Below are 25,299 nucleotides of genomic sequence, written 5' to 3' on the forward strand. Positions count from 1 at the left end.
CTATGAGCCACGAATCCGACGCCGATCGAACGACGTCAGTATCGGACGACGAGGTGACCGTCGAGAAGTCGTTCGCCGAGGACGAGTTTCCCGTCCCCGCGATCAAGTTCCGACTCTCCTCGGCGAGCGACGACCCGACGCACGTCCGCCTCGTCGATCAGATCCCCGAGGACTTCCCGATGGAGGGCGTCGGATTCCACCCCGACTACGAGAGCGACAACTGGACCGCGTACAAGGACCACCGCGTGGAGTACGAGCGGACGCTCGACCCCGGCGAGGAGACGACGACGGTGTACGGAATCCGACTGGAACAGGCCTCGGACGTCGACGGGTTCCTCGGGGAACCGATCCTCGAACGGCCGCCCGCGCCCGAGGAGGGAGAGAGCGAGGAGTCCCCCCGCGACGTCGAGGACATCCTGGGCACGGACCGGAGCCAACTCGTCCGCGACGCGCTCCAGGGGAACGGCCGCCTCGCGGTCGACGCCGACGTCGAATCGGAGCCGGAAGACCCGCTGGCGGACGACGAACCGAGAGTCGCGGAGAGCGAGCCACCGGTCGCCGAATCGGAACCGGTCGAAGGCGAGCACTCGGTCGGCGACGCGATACCGGAGGACGAGCCGGCATCCGTCACCGACGAGCCAGCAGCAGTCGCCGACGAGCCGAGTGCAACGGACGAGGAACCGGCGGTCGCGCCGGGAGCAGATCCGGAGGTAGCGGGTGAAGCGGGGACGCCGGAAGAACCCGCCACCGACGACGCGCCCTCGCCGCGGGAACTCGGTGCGGACCTGGCGTCCGCGTCGCGGCGTCGAGAGGACGACAGGATCGCCGCCGTGACTCCGAACGAGCGCGAGGGTCAGGCCGACGACGTCGACGCCGAAACCGAGCGGGAAGCGGCCGGTGCGGGAGAGACCCAGTCGGAAGCGGTTCAGGGCCAAGCGGTCGAAGCGCCCGCGGACGAAACCGAGCCGGAATCGAGCGACGAGGAAGCGGTCGAAGAACACGTCGATGCACCGGGGGCGGCCACCGAGCAGGGGGCCGGCGCGGAATCGACGCCGGGGCGGGCGGTCGACGACGCCGCGGGCGGACTCGCGGCGACGCTCGCCTCGGAGATTCGCGCCGGCGAGGTCTCCGAGTCCGACCTCGAAACCCTCCGCGGGGAGCTCGACGCGGGGCTCCCCCGAAGCGCGGACGTCCGGATCCGGCGCGTGCAGGCGCAGATGGAGGACCTCAACGCGTACGCCGACGCCATCGCGGAGTTCATCGACGAGGAGGGGACGGGCGCGGAACTCGTCGAGCGGCTGGACGCCGAACTGACGGAGATCAACGAGGAACTCGGCGACCTCCGGGCGTCGGTCGACGCCGCCGACGACGAGCGCGCGGAGCTCCGCGAATCGGTCGAAGCGGTCGACAGCGACGTCGACGCCGTCGACGAGCGTCTCGGCGAGGTCGCCGGGCAACTGGTCGACGTCGCCGAGGACGCCGAGGACGCCGCGGCGGGCGTCGACGAACTCCACGACCGGGCCGACGGGATCGAAGAACGGCTCGACCGGACGACCGACCGCGTCGACGAGGTCGACTCCGCAGTCCGGGACGTCTCCGCCGACGTGGACGACGTCGCGGCCGACGTCGACGACGTGGCCGGCGAGGTCGAGAACGTCGCCTCCGACATAGACGAGACGGGCGCGCACGTCTCCCGACTCGACGAGGAGATGGGCGACGTCCGCGAGGACATCGCGGCGATCGACGGCGACGTGGTCGACACCCGCGAATCGCTCGAAGCCGAACTCGACGACCTCCGCGCGGAGGTGTCGGCGCTGTCGGCCGAACTCGATCGGGTCGGCGAGATCGAGCGGGAGATCGAGGAACTCCAGCAGTTCCGCGACCGCCTCAACAGCGCGTTCGGGCCCGGCGAGTAGCGGGCACGCCGCCACAGGCCCGCGGTGCGGGGCGGTCTCCCGGAGGACGTCGACCGCGTGCGCTTCGCCCCGGCCGAGCGAGATGGCGGAAGCGCAACCGGTTTAGCCCGCCGCCGCGTGACTTCGACAATGACTGAGACGGAGGCGATTCGCGTCGCCGTCCCGCGCAAGGGCCGACCCCTGGAAGCCGTTCTCGAACGCGTCGCCGACGTCGCCGCGCACGCCGCGGGAGGTCGGACGCCGTCCGACGACGCCGATGCCGTCGCAGCCGTGGCCGACGAGATCATCTCGACGCTCCGCCACGAGAAGGCGATTACGAAGGGCCGGACCGACCCCGCGGCGGACGTCTACCAGCGGCTCGCGACCTATTCGGATCTCGACGACGACTACGAACCGGAGTACACCCTGCTGCGCGACGACCGCCAGGGGATGCCCCGCCGGATCGTCTTCGACAGCCTCACGGTCGACATCGACGGCGTGCCCGTCCAGTTCGTCGGCCGCGAGGAGCCCTTCCGCGCGCTCCGCACCCACGAGTTCGCCCTCGGCTTCGACAGCGCGGACCTCGTCCTGGAGGAGGTCGTCGAACTCGAACCCGAGGGCGTCGGATCCCTCGCAGACGTCAACGCGCGGATCGATCCGATGAACACCGACGTCCGTGTCGTCTCGGGGCTCGGCGACACGGTGTATCACACGCTGATGGCGCGACCCGAGATCCTGCCGCCCGGCGCGGACCTCGACCGGGAGTTCGTCGCCGACTACGAGGGCGACCTCTGCATCTCGCCGCGGTACGAGCGCCTCGTCGAGGCCGTCCTCGGCACGCGGCCGCTGGAGGGCGTCTCCTTCGCCTATCCCGACGACGACCGCGAGGAGGAGGCCGCCATCGCCGACGTCGGCCTCGGCGTCTACCTGACGATGACCGGATCGACCGCGCGGGAGCACGGCCTGATCCTCGGCGACCACCTCTTCCCCTCGGAGACGGTGCTGATGGAGAACATCGCGGAGTCGGCGGAGTTGTCAGGTGCGGAGCGGGTTCGGGAGGCGCTGTCGGATGGGGTGCAGGAAACCGAGATTGCGGTGTAGTGTGGCGAGTGATGTTCTCTATCCACGGTTTTCAGGAAAAATAACGTTTTATTTTTAAACTGGCATATAAAATTGTTTCTCGTCGCACACAGATGGTATTTATACGAGTAGATCCCCCGTAATCGGGGGAGAAGACGTTTGAATCCCTGCGTCCTCTACTCAATGTGCTCGGTGCGATCCCTCGTCGTTCGCTACGCTCACTTATGCGGTGATCTCCGTGGGAAGTCCGCTGACGGGGCCGAACCGCCGTGATCCCCAAGCATTGGGTCGGGACTGGTCGTTTCAGTACTGGGACTCTGCCACAGCCTGAATCGGAAGTTCGACCGGGAAGTCATTCGGATCGAGATCCCCGACGCTACCTGTGTTGAACGAGAAGCCGATCTCGTCCATCGTTTCGCCGACCGGAACGAGAATTCGCTCCGGAATCGGATGATCTGGCGCACCGGTCTTACTTTGACTACCTTCGCCTAGACCGACCGTCGGCTCGGAGGGGCCTGGGCTTGGAGTTCCCGCCCCGGATTCGGCATTGGCGGGATAGTCGGAGAAAATACCCATCCCGTCCGGAATATCCTCATTCTCAATAAATACGTAGACATCCTGAGTACCCTGGTTGGTAATGTTGAAGATGTCACGGATTATCGTCCGTGCGTCGTCGTTTAGGCCCTCGCCGTTCACTCCTGCAGTATCGTCAATATTGAACTCGATCGTACCGTTGCTTTCATCCGCATATGCGTTATTCGCTCCATCACTCGGTTGGATTTGGAGGAACGCATCCGAGTCGTCCGCGACACTAACGTTGACTGTCCGCTCCGCGCTCACACTCGTAAACGCACCAGTACCCATTGCAGCCGCCCCGCCGGCGACGAGCGATCCCATTCCGACCAAGAACTTGCGTCGTTGCATTGGTTTGCTACCTCGTTGTCACGCACCCGTTCACGGACGTCGACGACTTCCGACGCCGATCCGTCGTCGCCGTCCGCGGGGCGTATTCCAGTACATAGTCGGAACCCCCTTTGGAATACACCGCCAGCGAAACCCGGAGAGAGCGCTTGTGAAACCCGAATAGGCTCTATTGAGAACCCGCAAGAGCCCTTTGTCGAACCGACTGGGTCACTTTACCTCGGCTTAATTCTCGCGCGCCGAATTATCGCGGTAGTGACGAGTGATAGACAGTTTTTACTAGACAATTAAATCGAGAATCGAGCCGTTTTACGAAGATAATCACGAAAGCTCCTGAGAGACTAGTCAAATCAATTATACACATAGAAGCGGTCGTAGAGAGCCTTTGCCGGGTTTTCTAGTCTCCATACTAAAGTGATACTCAGTTGACTCAACAGACGGAATGTGCGTGGGAGGGACGGCAGATGGCTGAAGCACAGACGGAGATGAGTAACGCGGTCGACGGCGACGCCGAGGTGTCTTCGAGGGAGGAAACGGACTTCAGCAGAGACGACGTCTTCGAGGTTCTCAGCAACCAGCGTCGCCGGTATTCGATTCACTATCTCAAGCGACGGAACGGGGACCCCGTCGCGGTCTCGGAACTCACCGACTGGGTCGCGAGCTGGGAGAACGGCAAGGACATCGACGCGCTCACCCACCGGGAGCGAAAGCGCGTGCGGAACGCCCTCCGGCAGTTCCACCTGCCGAAGATGGACGAGTACGGGTTCGTCGAGTACGACTCCCAGCGCGGCATCATCGAACTCACGGAGGCGGCCTCGGACGCCAACTTCTACGTCGATTCGCTCACCGGCCGGGACATCCCGTGGGGCGTCTACTACCTCGGACTCTCCGCGCTGAGCGTCGTCTGCCTGCTCGGGATCTGGGCCGGGGTGTACCCCTTTTCGCTGGTGTCGCCGCTGCACTACTGCGTCTTCGTCGTGACGGCGCTGTCGGTGTCGGCCGCGGGGCACGTCTACGACAACTACTGCCGGATGCGACTCGGCGCGAGAAACCGGCCGCCGGAGGTCGAGGACTGATGTTTCCGCGGCGACACGTGTTCCTGGTCGTCGCGCTCCTCACCGCGACCGCGCTCGCGACGAGCGGCGGCGCGTTCAGTACGACGGCGGCCGATCGAAGCGTCGATATCGAAATCGCCGACGACCGCAACGCGTACGTCGGCTTCGAGAAGACGCAGCGCATCGATCGAACCGGCATCGCGAACGCGAGCGCGAATCAATCGAGCGACGGAAATCAGACGACCAACGGGAGCGTAACCCAGTCCGGCAGTGCAAACCGCACGACTAACGGGAGCGTAACGCGGGGCAGCGACGGCAACCGGACCGCGAACGTGAGCGTGACGCAACGCGACAGCGGGACCGATACGCGGGACGTAACGGTCGCGGTGACCAATCAGTTCCCCGCGGGGACCGAACTCGCGAGTGTCGAGCTCACCGCCGACGGATCCTCGGTCGATCTGGGGCCGCTCGCGTCCGGCGAGCGCGGGACGCACACCTTCCCGTCCGTGCCCTGCGGCGAGTCGATCCGAGTCGAGGCATCGGGGGGCGGCGTGACCGTGGATTTCGAGCGGTCGGTCACCTGTCGCTGAGCGCAGTCCCAAACGGGAGACACATCGCTCGGCCGCCCGCCGCGACTCCGATCAGTCCTCGGCGACCGGCGTCGCAGGGTCGCCGGCGTCCTCCGACAGCGACTCTTGGACCTGCGTGTACACGAGGACGAGCGCCAGGACGGCCGCGGCCGCCCCGACGGTGAACGGCGTCTCGAAGCGCCCGAAGTTGTAGAGGAACCCGGCGGCGAGCGGGCCGACCGCGACGCCCAGCCCGAACGCCATCGTGAGCACCGAGAGCGTGCTCCCCGACTGCCCCTCTCGGGCCAGATCGCCCGCGAGCGCCAGCGACGGCGCGAACACGAGCGCGACTGCGACGCCCTGGAGCAATCGCGCGCCGAGCATCGTCAGCGGGGCGGCGACGACGCCCTGGGCGAACACCGACGGGATCAGGATGACGAACCCGGCGAGCAGGAACGGGCGACGGCCGTAGGTGTCGCTGGCGTTCCCGACGGGGATCTGCAGCAGGACGTTCGCGATGACGACGGCCGCGAACTGCACGCTGAACAGGAACGTGCCCTCGTTCAGGCGGGCGCGGATCGGCGCTTCCAGGGGCGCGAACAGTGCGATCGTCATCGCCATAAAGAACGTGCCGACGCCGAGGATGAACACCGAATCGAACGTCCCCGGCCCGTCGCGTTCGAGGATGCGGATCGAGAGGTCGTCGCTCGCTTCGGCCTCGACCGCGGGTGGATCGTTCACCAGTGCGTAGACGAGCGCGAAACTCGCCGCCGCGCCCGCGACGGCGACGCCGAAGGCGGCGTCGAAGCCCGAGAGCGTGCCGAGCGGCGTGGGATAGGGACCGAACCGGATGACGAGCCCGGCGACGATCGGCCCGAAGCCGAAGCCGATCAGCCGGAAGGTGTTGAAGACGCCGAAGTTGCCGCCGCGTTCCCTGTCCGACCGCGCGTAGTCGTTGACGAGCGCGACCGTCGCCGGAACGGTGAACGCGGCCCCGACGCCCTGGAACCCCCGGGCGACGAGGATCGACCAGTAGTCACGCAGGAAGGGGTAGGCGACGCTCCCGACGGCAAAGAGCACCAGCCCGAAGAGGACGAACGCCTTGCGCCGTCCCGTCCGGTCGGAGAGGCGGCCGGTGAACGGCTGGCCGAAGCTGTTGAGAAAGCCGAACAGCGACAGCACGAGGCCGATGAGGAACTCCTCGCCGACGACGAACCCGAAGAGATCGCCCCCGACGAGATCCCCCAGCGACACCTGGCCGCTGGCGATGTAGAGCGGCAGGACGATGATGAGAAACGAGTTACCGAGCGCGTCCGCCATCCGGGCGAGGCCGAGCGCGATCACGCGGGGGTCGGTGTCGCGGATCATCGGAGCGGCTCACACCCGCCGAGTCGCCGTCGAGCGACGGCCCGTGATACCGACTGCGTCCACATACGACCGAAAAGCGGTTCCGGACGGAAGTCGCTTTCAGTGTTCGGCGGCGGGATCGACGTCAGTCGGCCTTCGCCTGCCACTCCCGGACGGTATCGGGACCGACGCCGTCGACCCGATCGGCGATGGCGTCGGGTTCGGCTTCCTTCAGCGACTGGACGTTCTCGACGCCGGCGTCCTTCAGTTTCTCCGCAGTCTTCTCGCCGATGCCGCTGACGCTTTCGAGGTCAGACCCGCTGTCGCTCTGTTCGGCCTGGTACTCGCGGTAGTTGCAGATCGGACAGCCGAGGTCCCACGGCTCGCGGTCCTCGTCGTCGTAGACGATCCGCAGTTTCGGGAGGTCGTGCTCCTCGCAGGTCTCCTCGGTCACCTCGACGTCGCCCCGGCGCGGCAGCGGGAGCGAGTAGTCGCAGTCGGGATAGCGCGTGCAGCCGACGAGCCGCGAGCCGGAGCGGAGGCGCTTGATCGCGAGTTCGCCGCCGTGTTCCTCGTGACAGTCGGGACACGGCCCGATCACGAGGTCCTCCTGTTCGTCGGCCTCCTCGGCCTTGCACAGCGGGCAGCCGTGGACGAACGTCTTCCGCCCCGCGAGCATCTTGACGTGCGCGAGACCGTGCTCCTCGCAGGTCTCCTCCAGCAGGAGCGGCTTGCCGGTCGACGGCAGCGGCAGCGTGTACGTGCAGTCCGGATAGGAGTCACAACCGATGAAGTACGAGCCCCGGCGGCTCTTCCTGATCACGAGGTCGCCGCCGCATTCGGGGCACTCGCCCACCGTCTTGTCGGCCTTCAGCGACTTCTGGAGGTGTTCGCCGACCTCCTGCCCGGACTCCATCAGGCCCTCGAAGACCTCCTCGAGGATCTCTCGGGACTCGCCCGTCACCTCCGCTAAGGTGGCGTCCCCGCGGGTGATCGCCTGCATGTCCTGCTCTAACTGCGCCGTCATCTCCTCGCTCACGATTCGGTCGGCGAACTCCTCGGAGGCCTCGACGACCGCGCGGGCGAGCCGCGTCGGTCGCGGCGGATCGCTCTCGATGTAGCCGCGGTCGTAGAGCTTCTGGATGACGTCGTGGCGGGTCGCCTTCGTCCCGATGCCCATCGACTCCATCGTCTCGATGAGCCGCGACTGACCGTAGCGCCGCGGCGGCTGGGTCTGCTTCGCCTCGTAGCTGGTGTCGGTGACGGCCAGTTCCTCGCCCTCGGAGACGTCGGGAACGAACGATTCGCTGGCGTTGGAGTAGGGGTAGACCGCGTGGTATCCCGGTTCGACGAGCCGTTTGCCGTTCGCCTTCAGCGAGAGGTCCTCGCCGTCGCCGGCGACGCTCGCGACCACGCGCAGGTGCTCCCAGGTGGCCGACTCGGCGACGGTCGCGAAGAACCGCCGCACGACGAGTTCGTACACCTCCCACTCGTCCTCCGAGAGGTCCGAGCGGCTCGGCAGTTCGCCGGTCGGGTGGATCGGCGGGTGATCGGTCGTCTCCTCGTCGCCCGCGGTGGGTTCGATCTCCTCCTGTTCGAGCAGCGAGGAGGCGTCGTCGCCGAAGGTCCGCGTGGCCGAGAAGGAGTCCAGCAGGTCCCGCGGCTCCAGGTCGTCGGGATAGACCGTGTTGTCCGTCCGCGGATACGTGACGTACCCGGCGGTGTAGAGGTCCTCGGCGATGCTCATCGCGCGCTGGGCGGAGTAGCCGAGCGCCCCCGCCGCGCGGATGAACTGCGTCGTGTTGAACGGCGCGGGCGGGTCGTCCGTTCGCGTCCGGCGGCGGACCGACTCGACGGCCGCCATCGACGCCGCTTCGAGCGTCTCGTAGGCGCGCTCGGCGTCCTCCTCGTTCCAGACGCGCTCGGCCTCGTTGCCGTCCTCGTCGAGGTAGAAGTACTGCGCCTCGAAGGAGGCGGCGTCCTCGTCGCCGGCGGCGGCCTTTTCGAGGTCCGCGAACAGCTCCCAGTAGTCCTCGGGGTCGAACGCCTCGATCTCGCGCTCGCGGTCGACGATCAGCTTCAGCGTCGGCCCCTGAACCCGGCCGACGGAGATGAAGTCGTCACCGAGTTGGCGGGCCGAAAGCGAGAGATAGCGAGTGAGGGCCGCGCCCCACACGAGGTCGACGATCTGTCGGGCTTCCCCGGCCGCCGCGAGGTTGAAGTCGAGTTCGTCCGGGTTCGCGAAGGCCTCGGTCACCTCGTTTTCGGTGATCGAGGAGAACCGGACGCGGTCGACCGGGACGTCCTCGTTGACCTCGCGGACGAGTTCGTACGCCTCCTTGCCGATGAGTTCGCCCTCGCGGTCGTAGTCGGTCGCGATGACGACGCGGCCGGCACGGCGGGCGAGCAGTCGGAGCGCCGAGACGATGTTCTCCTGCGTCGGGTGCTTGTCGATCGGCGCGTCGATGAGTTCGACCGGTTCCACGTCGCGCCAGTCGTTGTACTCCGGGGGGAAGTCGACGCCGACGACGTGGCCCGAGAGGCCGATACAGCGCTTGCCGCCCCACTTGTAGACGTTGACGCCGTTCTGCCGGTCGGCCTCGGCGGACCCGCCGCTCAGGATGTCGGCGATCCGCCGAGCGGCGTTGTCCTTCTCGGTGATGATGAGTTCGGGGCCCTGGCTCATTGCGCGGCGATACGCCGGGGGCGGGCCTAAACCTTTCGCGCTGGATCCCGACAAATCGATGGACAGCGCGCCCGTGCGCGCGAAACTCGTGTGTCACGAGGCGACGCGGACGATCGTGACCGAGCCGATGCAGGCGAGGAACGGGCGACGGTGCGGGCGACGAGCGAGCCGCAGGGGGCGATTGATCAGTCCGCCCAGTCGGATGAAGTGTCGAGCGGTAACCACTATTAGAAGGCCGGCGGTCGTGGTGGCCTGCTATGGTGGTCCCAGAACTCGACGCGTGTCCGAACTGCGGGAACACGGACGTGTACTGCTACTCGAACGACGTAGACCTGATAGAGCGCGACATCGAGAAGTACTGCACCGAGTGCGAGACGACGTTCGACCTCGAAGCGGCGGTATACGGGTGACTCCATCGGCTCCGCCAGGTGGCGAAGAACGGGCCGCCACCGCTGGCGATCAGGACCGCTCGTCGGCCGATCGGGACCGGCCGATCGCCCCCGCCAGCGCGAGGAGGTAGCCGAGCCCGTACTGCACGTCGGGATCCCGCGACTGCCTGAGCAGTCCGACGGCGCCGACGCGCTCCGGCTCCTCGCTCGCCGCCTCGCCGACGCCCGAGAGCAGCGTTTCGAGGCCGTCGCGGACGTCGTCGTCGCCGGCGGTCTGGGCGACCTCGCCGAGGGCCGAGCCCGTGCCCGCCAGCGAGCGGACCATCTCGTCGTCCAGCGCGCTCGTGAGCAGCGAGAGCACCTCGGCGACCTCGACGAGTTCTTCGAGCGTCCCGGTCCGCTGGAGGACGAGCAGGGATTCGAGCGCCCCCTGAAGTTCCTCGCCGTTGTCGCCGACAGTCGCGGCCAGTTCGGCGGTCTCCTCGGTCGCGAGTCCGTCGGCCGACTCCACGAGCACCGACCCCGTGCCCGCCAGCGAGCGGACCATCTCGTCGTCCAGCGCGCTCTCGCCGAGCGCGAGGACGTCCAGCAGCTCGTTGACCGCGTCGAGGCGGCGGACGAACGACGCGACGGCCTCGGGGTTCTCGGCGATCGCGGTTTCGAGGTCGTCACCGGCGAGTTCGGACAGCGCGTCCTCGGGCGCCTCGGCCGCCTCGTCGCCGTCGGTCGCGTCGGCCGCATCCGGGGCGTCGGCCGCATCCTCAGTCGGTGCGTCGGCCGCGGCGACGTCCGCGGCCTGCTCTTCCTCGGACATCGTCAGAGTAACCCCCGTGCGGTGAGCCAGTAGGACTCGTTGTACGCCAGTTTCGACCAGTGGAGCTTCTGGGAGGGCGGCGCGGGCGACGGCGGGTTCTCGTAGTCGAACTCGACGAACGACGCCGCGTCCATCCCGGTCTCGATGAAGCAGAGCGTCTTCCCGTCGTAGGTCGCCGTCGCGGGCCGGCCGCGGATCTCGCTGGCGAGTCGCTGTCCGACGACGCCGGCCTGGTAGTGAGCGACGCTGCCGGCGTTCGGGACGCCCGTGGCGGCCGTATCGCCGAGGGCGTAGACGTCGTCCGCGGCCTCGGCCTCCAGCGTGTGCTTGTCGACGTCGACCCAGCCATCGTCGCCGAGACCGGCCTCCGCGATCAGGTCGATACCGCGGTGCGGCGGGATCGAGACGAGGAGGTCGTAGTCAAGCTCCGAGCCCTCCATCGACGTGATCGTTTGCGACGTGGGATCGACCGATTCGGCGTTGAAGAACGTCTCGACGTTGATGTCGCGCTCGTCCATAATCGGCCGGGCCCACTCGGCGATGTGGGGGTTCCCGTGGACGCGCTGGATCGGGTAGGTGTACGTGATGTCGACGTCGTCGCGAAGGCCGCGCTCCCGGAACCAGTCGTCGGCCATAAACACGAATTCGAGCGGGGCCGCCGGGCACATGTGCGGCGTGCCGACGACGCTCAACACGAGTTCGCCCTCGGTGAACGAGAGCAGTTCTTCGCGGAGCGCCTCCGACCCCGCCTCGCTGTAGTAGTCGTGTCCGGCCTCCGCAAGTCCCGGGACCTCCTCGGGCGCGAGCGTCGACCCCGTCGCGAGCACGAGGTGGTCGTAGTCGACCGGTTCGTCGCCCTCGTGATACCGGAGTTGCTTGGCGTCGGTGTCGATGTCGGTGACGCGGTCGATCCGCACGTCGACGGCGTCGTCGACGAGGCTCCGGAGCCGGCGCCGGCCGTCGTCGGGCTCGCGCTGCCCGAACGGGACGTACAGCCACACCGGTTTGTAGACGTGATCCGGGTCGTCGTTGACGAGCGTGACCTGGATCTCACCGGCCTCGAGCTCCGGTTCGAGTCGGTCCGCGAGGTCGTTCGCGAGTACCGTGCCGCCGGTCCCGCCGCCGACGATGACGATTTCTTCGGTCATGATTTCTCCACGTAGAAGCCGTAGTAGTCGTCGTGCTCTTCGACCGCGAGCAGTTCGTTGCCGGCCTCCTCGGCCCACTCGGGGACGTCGGTGCGCGACTGCTCGTTGTCGCTCAAGAGAAGCACCACGGTACCGGCGTCGACGCCGCGGATCTTGCCGATCAGGTCCATCAGCGGTCCGGGACAGGCCGCGCCGCGGGCGTCCACCGTCTCGTCGGCCTCGATCTGTGATTCACTCATAGCTGTGTCTGAATATCCGATCCCCTCCCTATTAGTATTGTGCAGCAATTCCAAAGTTATGATAACCGACAGAAGGGGAGGGTAGAACCGCCGATGGCGCCGGAGCGCCGCTCGCCATCGCCGCCTATTCGTCGAGGCGCTCTCGCAGCAGCCCGTTCACGTCGCCGGGGTCGGCGCTGCCGCCGGTCTTCTGCATCACCTGTCCGACCAGGAAGTTGATCGCGCCGCCCTCGCCGGCGTGGTAGTCGTCGACGGCGTCGGGGTTCTCCTCGATCGCCTCCTTGACGGCGACGGCGACCTCGTCGTCGTCGGCCGTCCCGAGGCCCTCTGCCTCGATGATCGCGTCGGGACCGTCGCCCTCGTCGAGCATCTTTCGCAGGACGATCTCCTCGGCGTTCTTCGTGGTGATTTCGTCTTCCGCGACGAGTTCGACGAGGCGGGTGAACTCGTCGAGGCGGTCGTCGACGTCGGTGATCGCCATATCGCGGTAGTTCAGTTCGCCGAGTAAGTTGTCCGCGACCCACGTCGCCGCCAGGTCGGGGTCGAACTCCTCGGCGACGTCCTCGAAGAAGTCCGCGACCTCCTTCGTCGAGGTGAGCTTCGACGCCGACTCGGCGTCGAGGCCGTACTCCTCGCGGAAGCGTTCGCGGCGGGCGTCGGGGAGTTCCGGGATGGGGATCCGCTCCTTCCAGTCGGCGACTTCGAGCGGCGGCAGGTCGGCCTCCCGGAAGTAGCGGTAGTCCTTCTCCTCCTCCTTCGAGCGCATCGAGACGGTGATCCCCCGCGACTCGTCCCAGTGGCGCGTCTCCTGTTCGACCGCGCGGCCGCGCTGGACGGCGTTCTTCTGCCGCGTCACCTCGTAGGCCAGCGCCTGCTCTGCGCCCTTGTGACTGGAGATGTTCTTCACCTCCGTCCGGTTCGCCTGTTCGAGCGCGTCGGTTCCGATCGACCCGTCCTCGCCGACCTCCTCGGCCGGGACGAGCGAGATGTTGGCGTCGACGCGGAGCGACCCGTCCCGCGTCGAGTCGAAGACGCCGAGGTACTCCAACACCTCTTCGAGTTTCGCGAGGAAGGCGCGGGTCTCCTGCGGGCTGCGGAAGTCGGGTTCCGTGACGATCTCCATCAGCGGCGTGCCGGCGCGGTTGTAGTCGACGAGCGTGTAGTCGGCCGTGTCGATGCCGCCGCCGGCGTGCTGGAGGCTCCCGGGGTCCTCTTCGAGGTGGGCGCGCTCGATGTCGATCGCGCGGCGCTCGCCCTCGACGGAGAGTTCGAGGGTGCCGTCGGCGCAGATCGGCGCGTCGTACTGCGTGATCTGGAAGTTCTTGGGGAGGTCGGGGTAGTAGTAGTTCTTCCGGTGAAACCGAGTGTGCTCGGCGACGTCGGCGTCGAGCGCCTTGCCCACTTTCACGGCGGCCTCGACGGCCCCCTCGTTCAGGACGGGGAGTGCACCCGGCAGGCCGAGACAGACCGGACAGGTCCGGCTGTTGGGTTCCTCGTCGTCGGCCGGTTCGGTCGAACACCCACAGAAGATCTTCGTGTCCGTCTCGAGTTGGACGTGGACCTCCAGCCCGATGACGGTGGCGAGATCGCGCTGGGAGAGCGCTTGCGCGGTCATTACCGCGTGGTTCGACGTAGCGGGGCTAAAGGCTAACGGGACGACGACCCGGGCGGCGCTATCGCCGTTCCCGAGCGGTCGGTCCCGGCCGATGCGCGGACCGGGAATTTTTTACGCAGTTGCGTTTTCGCTCGCGTAGGAACTGTGGACTCGAAATCACGACTCCACCCGACGCGACTTGAGCGATTTCTCGACGTCCGGCGGCGGTTGGTCGGAATGGGCCCCTACTACGGGTGGTTCGTCGTCGCCTCGTGTTTTCTGGGCGGACTGCTGATCTACGGGCTCCTCTACACCTTCAGCGTCTTCTTCGGCCATCTGGTCGACGCGTTCGGGATGTCCCACGCCAACACCTCGCTGATTTTCTCCCTCCAGTCGGTGACGATGTACGTCGGCGCAGCGGTGTTCGGGTTCACGCTCGACCGATACGACGTCCGCCGCCTGTTCGCGTTGGCGTCCGCGCTGATCGTCGGCGGCCTGTTCGGAACGAGCGTCTTCTCCAGTTACCTGGGCGTGCTCGTGTGCTACGGGCTCGCCGTTGGGGCCGGATTCGGTATCGTGCTGGTCATTTCGTACGTGACGCCCGTGCTCTGGTTCGAGCGCCGGCGCGGTCTCGCGACGGGCATCGCGACCGCCGGTTCTGGCATCGGGATGATGGCGATGCCGCCGTTCGCCCGCGTCTTGATCGCGTCGCTGGGCTGGCAGCGCGCGTACATCGCGCTCGCGGCACTGGTGGGCGTCGCACTCCTCGCCGCGACGGTCGTGATCGCGGGACGGCCCGAGCGAGTAGACGTCGACAGGTCTGTGGAGTTCCGAACGTCCGAGGCGAACGACACGTCACTCTCGGCCCGAGAGCAGTTGCGCGGGATCCGATCGACGGTCGCTTCCTGGGCCTTCGTCGCGTTCTTCGTGGCGATGCTCGGCGTGTATCTCGTCCCCCTGTCGCTGACGGTCAACTTCGTCGAGTTCGCCCGGTCGGTGGGGATCAGCCCCCAGGTCGGCGTGTTCGCCATCAGCGTTATCGGCGCGACGAACACGCTCGGGAAGTTCGTCACCGGCTATCTCGCCGACAGGCTGCAGACGACACTCGTTCTGGCCGGCAACGCGGTCGCCATCGGGGTGCTGACGCTGCCGATCGCGCTGATCCACGACCCGGGAGTCGTGCTCGCCGCGTCCGCCCTGTTCGGGTTCGGCTATGCGGGGCTCGGGGCACTGACGACGCCGATGATGGCGGAGCTCTTCGGTGCGCGGAATCTGAACGGGCTGTTCGGCGTCGTGTCGATTTCGAGTGCCTTCGCGGGCGCTCTCGGGCCGTACGTCGCGAATCTCTGGTTCGACGCCTTCGGGACATACGTCCCCGTCTTCCTCGGGATGGCGCTGGTCAGCGTGCTCTCGGCTGGGCTGTTCGTCCTCGCTCCGCGGGCGGCATCGTAACCTATTCCACCGCCCTCGTCGACTCACCGTCCGATGAGCCACGCGCTCGCCGACGCCGCCGGGATCGACGTCCGCCGGGGGGTGCAGTTCGCGACGCCCGCGGAGGGTTCCCTCCGCCTCGATCTCTATCGGCCCGCCTCGAGCGTCGACAGGGACGCCGAATCGGGACCGCGACGGGCCGCCGCCGTCCTCGTGCCCGGTAACGGATGGCGAGGAGTCGAACGGGGCTCGATGGCCCGCTATGCCCTCGACCTCGCCGAGCGCGGCTACGTCTGCGTCGTCCCGGAGTACCGCGGCAGCGACGCGGCCGCGTTCCCGGCGGCGCTGCGCGACCTGAAGGCCGCGGTCCGGTGGGTTCGCGCGGCGAGCCAGCAGATCGGCGTCGACCCCGCGCGGATCGGCGCGTTCGGCCACGACGCCGGCGCACACCTGGCCGTGTTGGCGGCGCTGACGGCCGGCGTAGAGCAGTTCGCTCCTCATCCCGACAGCGTCGACGCGGACGTCGCCAGCGCGAGCGACGCGCTCTCGGCGGTCGTCGCCGTCGCGGGGACGTACGTCCTCGAACACCAACCCGAGACCGGCGACCTGGTCGCGTTCCTCGGCGGGGACCGGGAGTCGAACCCGGACGCCTGGACGCGGGCGTCGCCGTCGACGTACCTCGGCGCGGACGGAGTGACACGGGAGCGTTCAGTGGACGAAGGGGGACGTCGAGGTTCGACGGGCGGAGTGACACGAGGGAGTTCGAGCGATACCGCGCCGCCGATCCTGCTTCTTCACGGCGAGGACGACCCCGTCGTGCCGGCGATGGCCTCGGAGCTGTTCCACGACCTACTGGAGGAACACGACGTCCCCGCCGACTGCGTCGTCGCCGCCGACGCCGGCCACGACGTCCACGAGAGCCAGCGCGCGTTCACGCTGGGTTGGACCGAGGGGTTCCTCGATCGGCACCTGCGATGAGCGTCGTCCGCGGAGTGTTCGCGGGAGTGACTCGTCCGTGAGGGGGACAGAACCGCAGCGTCGTCGACGTTTCTCTCAACTATCACTTTACGGGTAGGTGTCTGACGTACGTTTATGTGAACGGAGGCGCCCTATCACCCTATGAGCAACCGCGTGGAGGAACTCGAGTCGAAGGTCGCGGAGCTACAGGCCGCGGTCAACGGCCTGACAGAAGAGCTGGTCGAGACGAAAGAGCGAGTCAGGCTCCTCGAAGAGGAGGTCGAGGTCGACCTCGCCGCGGGCAGCCGCCCGGTCGGCTACGGTAGTTCGGACCCGGCATCGGCGTCGGAGAGCGGTTCGGAGGCGAACGAGGAGCCCGAAACGGCGGACGGATCCGAGGCGAGCGACGCGGAGCCCGAGGCCGACGCCACCGGCCCCCTCAGCGAATCGCCGGCGCAGGCGGAGTCGCGTCGCGAGACGTCCGCGCAGGCCACCGACGACGCGGACTTCATCGACGCCGACGCGGACGAGCAGATCCCGAGCGAGGTCGACTCGCAGGACGACGAGACTAAGGCGGACGAGAGTGAGGGAGACGACGAGGCGGCGACCGAAGACGACGACATCATCGTCGCGTAATCGGGCGCTCCGCCCGCCACGAGCAACCTATGCATATCAAAGAGCTCGTCCTCGACGGTTTCAAAAGCTTCGGGCGGACGACGCGCATCCCGTTCTACGAGGACTTCACGGTCGTCACGGGGCCGAACGGCTCCGGGAAGTCGAACATCATCGACGGCGTGCTGTTCGCGCTCGGCCTGGCCCGGACGCGCGGCATCCGCGCCGAGAAACTCACCGATCTGATCTACAACCCCGGTCACGCCGACGGGAGCGACGACGGCGAGGGCGGAACGGGCGGTCCCAAGGAGGCGACGGTCACGGTCGTCCTCGACAACGGCGACGGGACGCTCGACCGCGCGCAGGTCGTCAACGCCGCCGGCAGCGACAACGTCGGCGACGTCTCGGAGATCAGCGTCAAGCGCCGGGTCAAGGAGACCGAGGACAACTACTACTCGTATTACTACCTCAACGGCCGCGCCTGCAACCTCTCGGACATCCAGGACCTCCTCGCGCAGGCGGGCATCACCCCCGAGGGGTACAACGTCGTGATGCAGGGCGACGTCACCGAGATCATCAACATGACCGCCTACCAGCGGCGGGGGATCATCGACGAGATCGCCGGCGTCGCCGAGTTCGACGCGAAGAAGGAGGACGCCTTCGAGGAACTCGACGCCGTCGAGGGGCGGATCGAGGAGGCCGATCTCCGGATCGAGGAGAAAGAGGATCGGCTGGAAAAACTCGAAGACGAACGCGAGACTGCCCTCGAGTACCAGTCGCTCCGCGAGGAGCGCGAGGAGTACGAGGGCTACCAGAAGGCGGCGGAGCTCGAAGACAAGCGCGCTGACCTCGAAGCGACCGAGAGGCGGGTCGAGAAGAAGGAGTCGACCCTCGCCGAACACCGGGAGGAACTGGACCGCCGCGAGGGGCGGGTCACCCGGCTCGAAGACGAACTCGACGACCTGACAAAGGAGATCGAGCGGAAGGGCGAGGACGAGCAACTTCGGATCAAATCCGAGATCGAGGAGGTCAAAGGCGAGATCGACCGGCTGGAGAACGCGATCGAGGCCGCCGAGGAGCGGATCGAGGACGCCGAGAGCGAGCGGCGGAACGCGTTCGTCCAGTTGGACCGAAAGCAGGAGGAGATCGACGACCTCGACGAGGAGATCCGCTCTGTCAAGGTCGAGAAGGCCTCCGTGAAGTCCGACATCGGCTCGCTGGAGACCGACCTCGCGGAGGTGCAGGCCGAGATCGACGACGTCGACACCGAGTACGACGAACTGAAGGCCGAACTGGGTGAAAAGAAGGAGCGCCTCGAGGAGCTGAAAACCGAGAAGAACGAGCGCCAGCGCGAGAAGGACCGGCTGCTCGACGAGACGCGCCGGCGGGCCACCGAGATCTCCGAGGCCGAAGACGAGATCGAGGAACTGCGGCAGACGCTCCCCGACCTGCAGGCCGAGGTCTCGGACCTCCACTCGGAACTCGACAAGGCCGAGAAGAACGAATCGAAGATCGAGGGGATCGTCGAGGACCTGCGCGCGGAGAAGGCCGACCTGAAGGCTGACCTCGACGAGGTCGTCGAGGAGATCCAGTCGAAACAGTCCGAATACGCCACGCTGGAGGCCCGCGCGGGCGACGACGGCGACAACTCCTGGCCGCGGGCGGTCACGACGATCCGGAACGCCGGGCTCTCCGGCGTCCACGGCACCGTCGGCGAACTGGGCGCGGTCGACGGCGAGTACGCCAGCGCCTGCGAGACCGCCGCCGGCGGCCGACTCGCCCACGTCGTGGTCGACGACGACGGCGTCGGCTCCGACTGCATCGACTACCTGAAGTCCCGGAACGCCGGCCGGGCGACGTTCCTCCCGATCACGAAGATGGAGGACCGCGGGCTCCCCCGCCTGCCCGACCACCCCGGCGTCGTCGACTTCGCGCGTAACCTGGTCGACTACGACGCCGAGTACGAGTCCGTCTTCTCGTACGTGCTGGGCTCGACGCTGGTGGTCGAGGATATGGAGACCGCTCGCGACCTGATGGGCGACTACCGGATGGTGACGCTCGACGGCGACCTAGTCGAGCGCTCCGGCGCGATGACCGGCGGCTCCGGCGGCGGCTCCCGGTACTCCTTCTCGAAGTCCGGCGGCGGCCGACTCGAACGGCTCGCCGAGGAGATCGAGGAACTAGAGGACCGACGCCGGAGTCTCCAGGCGGAGATCAGAGAGAAAGACGAGGACATCGAGGACGCCCGGAGCCGCGCCGCCGACGCCCGCGACCGGGTCCGCTCGCTCGAATCCGACGTCGAGGACGCCGAGGCCGCCGTCGAAGACGCCGAGCGCGAGATCGAAGACCTGGAATCCGAGATCGAACGGCTCCGCGAGGAACGGGCCGACGTCGACGAGGAGATGCGGGAGATCGACGCCGAGATCGACGCGGTCGACGAGGAGATCGACGCCGTCCAGGCGGAGATCGACGAACTGGAGGGCGAACTCGCCGACTCGAAGATCCCGGAACTGACCGCCGAGGTCGAAGAGATCGAGGCCGAGATCGACGAGAAGGAAGAGCGGATGGACGACCTCGACGGTCGGCTCAACGAACTCCAACTCCAGCGGCAGTACGCCGAGGAGACGATCGAGGACCTCGAAGAGACGGTCGAGAGCGCCCAGGAGAAGAAGGCCGACGCCCGCGACGTCATCAGGGAGAAGCAAGCCGAAATCGAGGACCGGGAGGAGACGCTCGAAGCCAAACGCGAGGCCGTCGAAGCGCTCGAAGAAGAGCTGAAAGAGCTGAAATCCGAGCGCTCGGACCTGCAGGCGACGCTGCGGGAGGCCAAGAGCGAGCGCGACGAGAAGCGCGACGAGGTCGACAAGATCGAGTCGAAACTGGAGTCGCTGCGGGACAGCGTCGAACGCCTCTCCTGGGAGATCGACGAGCTCGAGTCGACGGTCGGCGAGTACGATCCCGAGGAGATCCCCGACCACGACGAGGTCGAGGCCGAGATCGAACGGCTCACCGAGGAGATGGAGGCGCTCGAACCGGTGAATATGCTCGCGATCGACGAGTACGACGAGGTGAACGCGGAACTGGAGGATCTCCAGGAGCGCCGCGACGTCCTCGTCGAGGAGCGCGACGCCATCGAGGAGCGGATCGACCGCTTCGAGGCCCAGAAGAAGGCGACGTTCATGGACGCCTTCGACGCGATCAACGAGAACTTCACCGACATCTTCGAGCGACTCTCCGACGGCACGGGCGAACTCCACCTCGAGAACCCCGAGGACCCGTTCGAGGAGGGACTGACGATGAAGGCCCAGCCCGGCGACAAGCCGATCCAGCGGCTGAACGCGATGTCGGGCGGGGAGAAGTCCCTGACCGCGTTGGCGTTCATCTTCGCGATCCAGCGGCACAACCCCGCCCCGTTCTACGCGCTCGACGAGATCGACGCGTTCCTCGACGCCGCCAACGCCGAGCGCGTCGGCGAGATGGTCGACGACCTCTCGGGGGACGCGCAGTTCGTCGTCGTCTCGCATCGTTCCGCCCTCCTGGAGCGCTCCGAGCGCGCCATCGGCGTGACGATGCAGGGCGACAACGTCAGCGCCGTCACCGGGATCCAGTTGGGCGACGACGAGGGCGAGGAGGCGGAGGTGCCCGCGGATGACTGACTCCGCCGGGTCGCCGCCGCGGAGCGAGGTGTTCCCCGACGGCGTCGCGGTCGGCGGAGACGACGAACCCGACGGACGAGACGAACCCGACGACGCCGGCGGCCCGCCGCCGACGAATGGCTCCGGAAGCGACACGGAGGAGGTCGAGCCGGTCGAACTCCTCGTGCAGTTGGCCGAGGAGGGCGAGATCGATCCCTGGGACGTCGACCTCGTCGAGGCCACTGACGCCTTCCTCGACGCGCTCGACGAGACGGATCTCCGCACGTCGGGGCGGGCACTGTTCTACGCGGCCGTCCTCCTCCGGATGAAGAGCGACGCGCTGTTGGAGCCCGACGAGGAGGAGTCCGAGGACGAACTGGAGCCGTGGGAGGCCGCCCTCGAAGGAGGCGGCCCGATCGCCGAGGGCGGCGCCGACGGCGGGGGGGCCGGGCCGGGCTTCGATCCGATCGACACGCTCGAAGCCGAGATGGACCGCCGCCTCGAACGCAAGGACGCCCGCGGATCGCCGGAGACGCTCGACGAACTCGTCCGGGAACTCCGGGAGGCCGAGCGGCAGTCGTGGTGGAAGCGCCGCCGCGAGTACGACACTTCCGACTCGCCGCGCGGGCACCGCCGCGGGACGCAGACGCTCGATTACCGCTCGGCCGACGAGTTCAGGGAGGACGACGAACCGACCGCGGCGGACGTGACCGGCACCGCACACACGGAGGACATCGAGACGTCGATTTCGGCCGTCCGCGACGCGGTCGCCGTCCACTACGACAACGGTCGCGACGAGGTCCTGTTCGCCGAGGTCGCCGAGGCGGCGGCGACGCCGGTGACGACGTATCTCGCGCTCCTGTTCCTCTCACACCGGAGCGAGGTGCGCCTCCGACAGGACGACCTCTTCGGCGATCTCTGGATCCGCGACCCCGACGCGACGTTCGAGGACGACGAAGGGGGGACAGAAGCGGAAGTGGTGGGAACGGAAGCAGAGACAGAAGTAGAAGCGGAGACGGAGGCTGTCGACGAGACGGCGACGGAAGAGGCCGCCGTCCCGGCCGCTGACGACGACTGACTCGTCGAGCAGTGAAGCAGGAGGGCGGATAGGAGGGCTCGTGGTCCCGAACGCGGGTGAACGGCTCGGAGGGCTCGTGTGCTCCCTCTTTTGCACCAGAAATGTCGATCTGCAGCGTCACTCGTGGCCGACGTGCCGCTCCCAGAGGACGCCGTAGACGACGGCGAAGGCGGTGATCGAAACGAGGAGACCCACGGTCTCTTCGACCTCGACGCCGACGGCCGCTCCCGCGGCGGCGATACCGTCACCGAGGACGAACACCGCGGTTCGGAGCAGTTCGGCGACGGTGTGGTGAATCAGATGGTACGTCACCCCCGAGCCGATTCCGGCGGGATCGGGGAGCATCCCGAGGCTGGCGACGACCGCCGTCGCGGTGACGACCGACGCGCCGAGCCAGTAGCTCGCGACGATCCGCGGCGAGGGGTGTTCGACGATCGCCACCACGAGCGCGACCAGTAGGGGATAGCAGACCACGAGGCCCGCCGCGGCGTTCGGGACGGCGATGCCGGTGAGGGCGACGACGAGCGAACCGACGATATCGAACAGCGAAAACGGGAGTTCGACGAGGAGCAGTTCCAGTGGGGCTTTCAGAAACTGGTGCGTGACGACGTCGTGAGCGAAGAACAGCCCCTTCTTCAGCAGGAGTTTGATCGTGAGCGCGACCGAGACGAATCCGAAGGCACCGTACTGTCCGCCGTGACGCCGCAACATAGTAGCTATGACCGAGGCGACACGAGCAGACTACTTAGAACTTGGACACTTCGAGAGATGCGGACCCGTTCGGAGAGGCCGACTGGTCTCGAAACGCATACTGGCGAAAAACGCCGACTACTCCACGTACTCGCCGATCAGCGGCTCCAGGTCCGCCTTCGTCGAGTCCGGGATCGCTTCGTCGGGCGTGTTGATCGTCCCCTCCAAGGAGGTGTGACAGTCGCACCCGTGATCCTCGGGGAGCGCGCGGATCGCCGCCTCGACGGTCTCTTTGATCGCCGTCTCGTTCTTCGCGGCGTTTTCGAGCACCTCCTCCAGCGTGACCTCGCTGTCTTCCTTCCAGACGTCGTAGTCGGTGACGCCGGTGACCGTCGCGTAGGCCATCTCGGCTTCGCGGGCGAGTTTGGCCTCCGGAATCGTCGTCATCCCGATGACGTCCCAACCCTGGTCGCGGTAGAACTCGCTCTCGGCGCGGGTGGAGTACTGCGGCCCCTCGATGCAGACGTAGGTGCCGCCGCGGACGACGTCGGCGTCGGTGGCCGATTCCGCCGCGTCGGCGAGGACCTCGTTGAGTTCCGAGCAGTACGGGTCGGCGAAGGGCTGGTGAACGACGACGTCCTCGTCGAAGAACGTCAGGTCGCGGTGCTTCGTCCGGTCGTAGATCTGATCCGGAATCACGAGCGTCTGCGGCGGCAAGTCCTCGCGGAGACTACCCACGGCGTTCGAGGCCAGGACGTGCGTGACGCCCATCTGCTTCAGCGCGAAGACGTTCGCGCGGTAGGGGAGCGTCGTCGGCGATCGCTGGTGGTCGGGACCGTGCCGCGGGACGAAGACGACCTCCCGCCCGGTGTCACCGAACTCGCCGACCGTGAGCGGCGCGGAGGGCTTCCCGAACGGCGTGTCCACGTCGACTTCGCGCGTGTCCTCCAGCGGCAGGGCGTCGTAGATTCCGCTCCCGCCGATGAATCCGATGGTCATAACCGAGGGTTCGGGCGCGGGCGCTAAAACCCGTGGGTCTCGTGTCGAGGGGTCAGAAGCAACGTTATATACGAAGCCGGGCCCAGACGGGCCGTGATCTGAATCGAGCCCCGCGTCGGGCAGCGGGTGTCCGGCACGTCGACGCGGGACGACGGAGCGGCCGCCAGTCGGGGCGGGACTGGCGGCCGAGCCGAACGGGTGCCGGCTGTTCGCCATCACCGAAGCTCGCGAGATCAGCGAGCGGAGCGGCAGGCTCTCACGTCGGACGTGACGTCTGAGTGCGCCCGTCGGCCTCACACCACGACGCCGCTCTGAAGCACCGCGATCAGCACGGTCAGGGTGAGGACCGAGACCATCGTCGTCGCGAAGATCGCCGTCGAGACGAACTCGGTGACGGGGACGCCGGCGACCTCGCCGTCGGCGAACTCGCCGACGAGGATGAGCGGCGTCACCGCCGACGGCATCGCGCCTTCGAGGACGAACGTCCGCGCGACCGCGGGATCGGAAAACCCGACGACGAGGGCGACGCCGATCCCGACGAAGGGCACGAGGATCATCTTCAACCCGACGACGCCCGCGACCGCCGACAGGGTCGAGCCGACGTTCGTCCGAGCCAGTTGGATCCCGAGGAGCAGGAGCATCACCGGGATCGCGGAGTCGCCGACGAGCTGGAGCGTCGACATCACCGTCGAATCCACCGGCGGGACGAGATCGAGCGCCCGGACGACGAGCGCGACGGCGACGGCGTAGATTAGGGGGACGCTGAACACCCGACGGACGCCGTCGAGGCGGTTCTCAGCGGTTCCGCGGGAGGCGATGTACACGCCGACAGTCCAGATGAGCACCGCCTGGACCGAGAGGTAGACCACGGCGGTCGCCCGTCCGGTCGCGCCGAACGCGAAGTTCGAGACGGGGACGCCGTAGTTGCCCGTGTTGGGGAAGGCCGCGACGAGGACGATAGCCGCGAGCGCCGTCTCCGAGACGCCGAAGAGCCGACCGGCCGCCTCGGCGACGAGGACCGTGAGGACGTGAAAGAGAAGAATCGCGACCGTGATCCGAGCGAGCGTGGACTGCGCGAGGGTCGTCGTGGTGAGGCTGTGAAACACCAGCGCCGGCGCGAGCACGTAGACGACGATCGTGTTGAGCGCGTCCGTCTCGACGTCGCGGACCCGCCCGAGCAGGTAGCCGACGCCGCCGACGGCGACGATCGGGAGGATCGCGGTCGCGAAGACGGAGACCAGAGAGACCACGTCGAGGGAGAGTCGCAGTCGCTACTCAAACGCTTCGGTCGCCGGACGAGCGACAGCGAAGCCGGCTCGTGCTACGCGCCGATGCCGTCGTTTTCGAGCAGTCGCCACGCTTCGCCGTCGGCCGACTCGACGTAGCCGCGCCGCTCCATCTCGCTCATCACCTCGCCCATCCGATCGGGCTGGGCGATCTCCATCTCGATCCGATCGACCGAGTGGAACTCCGAGAGGTAGTGGCGCACGTCCTCGACCTCGAACGTCTCCTCGTCGGCCTTCTCCATCACGCCGGAGACGAGGTCGATCATGTCCTCGATGAAGTTCCACGGGTAGACGATCCACGTCCACTCCTCCAGCCGCTCGCCGACGAAGTCCGGTTCGAACTCGCTGGTCTGTAACAGTTGCAGCGTCGCCGTGCACACCTCGCCCGCCTCGCGGTCGGTCACGTACTCGTAGGCCCGCTCGATCGAGCCGCCGGTATCGGCGATGTCGTCGATGATGAGGACGTCTTTCCCCTCGACGCTCCCCTCGGGCATCGGGTAGCGGACCTCCGGCTCGCCGGCCTTCTGCGCGGTCCCGACGTAGTGTTCCATCTTCAGACTCGTCAGGTCGTCGAGCCCGAGGAAGTCGCAGATGCACCGGCCGGCGAACCACCCACCGCGGGCGAGCGCCACGACGACGTCCGGTTCGAACTCGGCGGCCTTCACCTGATCGCTGACGTCGCGACAGAGCCCGTAGATGTACTCCCAGTTAGTGATCGTGCAGTTGAACTGATCGGGCAGGTCGCCCATAGATTTCGGTCACCGTTCGATAGACGGTGTGGCTGGCTCCTTAATCTATCCGTCTCGGTCGTCGACGACTGCACTGGAGAACGGCCGACAGTGTATTTATCGCACCCTGCAATCGACGGACACAG

General features: G+C 67.2%; 21 protein-coding genes. 10 read left to right on the forward strand and 11 right to left on the reverse strand.

The genetic code is table 11. From position 1 onward, the window contains the following. The first annotated feature begins 2 nt into the window (after positions 1-2). Complete coding sequence (locus NO360_RS13215; protein ID WP_256308273.1) at positions 3-1,916, forward strand: hypothetical protein; 1,914 nt, start codon at positions 3-5, stop codon at positions 1,914-1,916. Between the two features lie 129 nt (positions 1,917-2,045). Next, complete coding sequence (locus NO360_RS13220; RefSeq protein WP_256308274.1) at positions 2,046-2,996, forward strand: phosphoribosyltransferase HisG-related protein; 951 nt, start codon at positions 2,046-2,048, stop codon at positions 2,994-2,996. A 282-nt stretch (positions 2,997-3,278) separates the two neighbouring features. On the opposite strand, the gene NO360_RS13225 is transcribed toward NO360_RS13220, so the two are convergent. Next, complete coding sequence (locus tag NO360_RS13225; RefSeq protein WP_256308275.1) at positions 3,279-3,899, reverse strand: hypothetical protein; 621 nt, start codon at positions 3,897-3,899, stop codon at positions 3,279-3,281. A gap of 461 nt (positions 3,900-4,360) precedes the next feature. On the opposite strand from NO360_RS13225, the gene NO360_RS13230 reads away from it, so the two are divergent. Together NO360_RS13230 and NO360_RS13235 are read left to right on the forward strand one after the other, a co-directional pair. Next, complete coding sequence (locus tag NO360_RS13230) at positions 4,361-4,972, forward strand: DUF7344 domain-containing protein (RefSeq protein ID WP_256308276.1); 612 nt, start codon at positions 4,361-4,363, stop codon at positions 4,970-4,972. Next, complete coding sequence (locus NO360_RS13235) at positions 4,972-5,541, forward strand: hypothetical protein (RefSeq protein ID WP_256308277.1); 570 nt, start codon at positions 4,972-4,974, stop codon at positions 5,539-5,541. Before NO360_RS13230 ends, NO360_RS13235 begins: the two co-directional genes overlap by 1 nt. A 51-nt stretch (positions 5,542-5,592) precedes the next feature. On the opposite strand, the gene NO360_RS13240 is transcribed toward NO360_RS13235, so the two are convergent. Both NO360_RS13240 and NO360_RS13245 read right to left on the reverse strand, forming a co-directional pair. Beyond that, the gene (locus NO360_RS13240; protein WP_256308278.1) at positions 5,593-6,888 is read right to left on the reverse strand and encodes an MFS transporter; all 1,296 of its coding nucleotides are present in this window, start codon (positions 6,886-6,888) and stop codon (positions 5,593-5,595) included. Positions 6,889-7,012: 124 nt separating this feature from the next. After that, the gene (locus NO360_RS13245; RefSeq protein WP_256308279.1) at positions 7,013-9,553 is read right to left on the reverse strand and encodes a DNA topoisomerase I; all 2,541 of its coding nucleotides are present in this window, start codon (positions 9,551-9,553) and stop codon (positions 7,013-7,015) included. Positions 9,554-9,810: 257 nt separating this feature from the next. On the opposite strand from NO360_RS13245, the gene NO360_RS13250 reads away from it, so the two are divergent. Beyond that, a complete protein-coding gene (locus tag NO360_RS13250; protein WP_256308280.1) occupies positions 9,811-9,963 on the forward strand; it encodes a hypothetical protein in 153 nt (50 codons plus the stop codon). Between the two features lie 49 nt (positions 9,964-10,012). Here the strand turns inward: NO360_RS13250 and NO360_RS13255 are convergent, their stop codons facing one another. The 4 genes from NO360_RS13255 to gatB form a co-directional block, all read right to left on the reverse strand. After that, entirely contained in the window at positions 10,013-10,756 is a 744-nt protein-coding gene (locus NO360_RS13255) for a helical membrane plugin domain-containing protein (protein ID WP_256308281.1), read from the reverse strand. 2 nt (positions 10,757-10,758) lie between these two features. After that, positions 10,759-11,904, reverse strand: a complete 1,146-nt coding sequence (locus tag NO360_RS13260) for an NAD(P)/FAD-dependent oxidoreductase (RefSeq protein WP_256308282.1) — start codon at positions 11,902-11,904, stop codon at positions 10,759-10,761. Next, on the reverse strand, positions 11,901-12,143 hold the full coding sequence (locus NO360_RS13265) for a sulfurtransferase TusA family protein (RefSeq protein WP_256308283.1): 243 nt from the start codon (positions 12,141-12,143) through the stop codon (positions 11,901-11,903). Before NO360_RS13265 ends, NO360_RS13260 begins: the two co-directional genes overlap by 4 nt. 124 nt (positions 12,144-12,267) lie before the next feature. Next, positions 12,268-13,758 (reverse strand): Asp-tRNA(Asn)/Glu-tRNA(Gln) amidotransferase subunit GatB, encoded by a 1,491-nt coding sequence (gatB, locus tag NO360_RS13270; RefSeq protein ID WP_256308284.1) that lies wholly within the window; start codon positions 13,756-13,758, stop codon positions 12,268-12,270. Positions 13,759-13,902: 144 nt separating this feature from the next. Between gatB and NO360_RS13275 the strand changes: the two genes are divergently transcribed. The 5 genes from NO360_RS13275 to NO360_RS13295 all read left to right on the forward strand — a co-directional run bounded on the left by NO360_RS13275 (position 13,903) and on the right by NO360_RS13295 (position 21,450). Next, a complete protein-coding gene (locus tag NO360_RS13275) occupies positions 13,903-15,189 on the forward strand; it encodes an MFS transporter (protein WP_256308285.1) in 1,287 nt (428 codons plus the stop codon). 33 nt (positions 15,190-15,222) lie between these two features. After that, positions 15,223-16,146, forward strand: a complete 924-nt coding sequence (locus tag NO360_RS13280) for an alpha/beta hydrolase (RefSeq protein WP_256308286.1) — start codon at positions 15,223-15,225, stop codon at positions 16,144-16,146. Positions 16,147-16,287: 141 nt separating this feature from the next. Further along, the gene (locus NO360_RS13285; RefSeq protein ID WP_256308287.1) at positions 16,288-16,761 is read left to right on the forward strand and encodes a DUF7518 family protein; all 474 of its coding nucleotides are present in this window, start codon (positions 16,288-16,290) and stop codon (positions 16,759-16,761) included. Between the two features lie 29 nt (positions 16,762-16,790). Beyond that, complete coding sequence (gene smc, locus NO360_RS13290) at positions 16,791-20,393, forward strand: chromosome segregation protein SMC (protein ID WP_256308288.1); 3,603 nt, start codon at positions 16,791-16,793, stop codon at positions 20,391-20,393. After that, positions 20,386-21,450 carry a segregation/condensation protein A gene (locus NO360_RS13295; RefSeq protein ID WP_256308289.1) on the forward strand — a complete coding sequence of 355 codons (1,065 nt, stop codon included), beginning with the start codon at positions 20,386-20,388 and terminating at the stop codon, positions 21,448-21,450. Before smc ends, NO360_RS13295 begins: the two co-directional genes overlap by 8 nt. A gap of 117 nt (positions 21,451-21,567) precedes the next feature. On the opposite strand, the gene NO360_RS13300 is transcribed toward NO360_RS13295, so the two are convergent. From NO360_RS13300 to NO360_RS13315, 4 genes are all read right to left on the reverse strand, one after another. Continuing rightward, on the reverse strand, positions 21,568-22,161 hold the full coding sequence (locus tag NO360_RS13300; protein WP_256308290.1) for a hypothetical protein: 594 nt from the start codon (positions 22,159-22,161) through the stop codon (positions 21,568-21,570). A 117-nt stretch (positions 22,162-22,278) separates the two neighbouring features. Continuing rightward, a complete protein-coding gene (gene mtnP, locus NO360_RS13305; protein WP_256308291.1) occupies positions 22,279-23,139 on the reverse strand; it encodes an S-methyl-5'-thioadenosine phosphorylase in 861 nt (286 codons plus the stop codon). A gap of 293 nt (positions 23,140-23,432) precedes the next feature. Next, entirely contained in the window at positions 23,433-24,389 is a 957-nt protein-coding gene (locus tag NO360_RS13310) for an AEC family transporter (RefSeq protein ID WP_256308292.1), read from the reverse strand. 71 nt (positions 24,390-24,460) lie between these two features. Continuing rightward, positions 24,461-25,174 carry a phosphoribosyltransferase gene (locus tag NO360_RS13315; RefSeq protein WP_256308293.1) on the reverse strand — a complete coding sequence of 238 codons (714 nt, stop codon included), beginning with the start codon at positions 25,172-25,174 and terminating at the stop codon, positions 24,461-24,463. Between the last annotated feature and the right edge of the window lie 125 nt (positions 25,175-25,299).

Origin of the sequence: Halobellus litoreus (genome assembly GCF_024464595.1) — an archaeon.
Taxonomy (GTDB): Archaea; Halobacteriota; Halobacteria; order Halobacteriales; family Haloferacaceae; genus Haloquadratum; species Haloquadratum litoreum.

Coding starts and splice junctions, on each gene's coding strand:
- mtnP (WP_256308291.1), bottom strand. CDS start 23,139: ATGACCATCGGATTCATCGGCGGGAGCGGAATCTACGACGCCCTGCCG.
- NO360_RS13235 (WP_256308277.1), top strand. CDS start 4,972: ATGTTTCCGCGGCGACACGTGTTCCTGGTCGTCGCGCTCCTCACCGCG.
- NO360_RS13255 (WP_256308281.1), bottom strand. CDS start 10,756: ATGTCCGAGGAAGAGCAGGCCGCGGACGTCGCCGCGGCCGACGCACCG.
- NO360_RS13225 (WP_256308275.1), bottom strand. CDS start 3,899: ATGCAACGACGCAAGTTCTTGGTCGGAATGGGATCGCTCGTCGCCGGC.
- smc (WP_256308288.1), top strand. CDS start 16,791: ATGCATATCAAAGAGCTCGTCCTCGACGGTTTCAAAAGCTTCGGGCGG.
- NO360_RS13245 (WP_256308279.1), bottom strand. CDS start 9,553: ATGAGCCAGGGCCCCGAACTCATCATCACCGAGAAGGACAACGCCGCT.
- NO360_RS13280 (WP_256308286.1), top strand. CDS start 15,223: ATGAGCCACGCGCTCGCCGACGCCGCCGGGATCGACGTCCGCCGGGGG.
- NO360_RS13250 (WP_256308280.1), top strand. CDS start 9,811: ATGGTGGTCCCAGAACTCGACGCGTGTCCGAACTGCGGGAACACGGAC.
- gatB (WP_256308284.1), bottom strand. CDS start 13,758: ATGACCGCGCAAGCGCTCTCCCAGCGCGATCTCGCCACCGTCATCGGG.
- NO360_RS13265 (WP_256308283.1), bottom strand. CDS start 12,143: ATGAGTGAATCACAGATCGAGGCCGACGAGACGGTGGACGCCCGCGGC.
- NO360_RS13220 (WP_256308274.1), top strand. CDS start 2,046: ATGACTGAGACGGAGGCGATTCGCGTCGCCGTCCCGCGCAAGGGCCGA.
- NO360_RS13285 (WP_256308287.1), top strand. CDS start 16,288: ATGAGCAACCGCGTGGAGGAACTCGAGTCGAAGGTCGCGGAGCTACAG.
- NO360_RS13240 (WP_256308278.1), bottom strand. CDS start 6,888: ATGATCCGCGACACCGACCCCCGCGTGATCGCGCTCGGCCTCGCCCGG.
- NO360_RS13260 (WP_256308282.1), bottom strand. CDS start 11,904: ATGACCGAAGAAATCGTCATCGTCGGCGGCGGGACCGGCGGCACGGTA.
- NO360_RS13215 (WP_256308273.1), top strand. CDS start 3: ATGAGCCACGAATCCGACGCCGATCGAACGACGTCAGTATCGGACGAC.
- NO360_RS13300 (WP_256308290.1), bottom strand. CDS start 22,161: ATGTTGCGGCGTCACGGCGGACAGTACGGTGCCTTCGGATTCGTCTCG.
- NO360_RS13315 (WP_256308293.1), bottom strand. CDS start 25,174: ATGGGCGACCTGCCCGATCAGTTCAACTGCACGATCACTAACTGGGAG.
- NO360_RS13295 (WP_256308289.1), top strand. CDS start 20,386: ATGACTGACTCCGCCGGGTCGCCGCCGCGGAGCGAGGTGTTCCCCGAC.
- NO360_RS13230 (WP_256308276.1), top strand. CDS start 4,361: ATGGCTGAAGCACAGACGGAGATGAGTAACGCGGTCGACGGCGACGCC.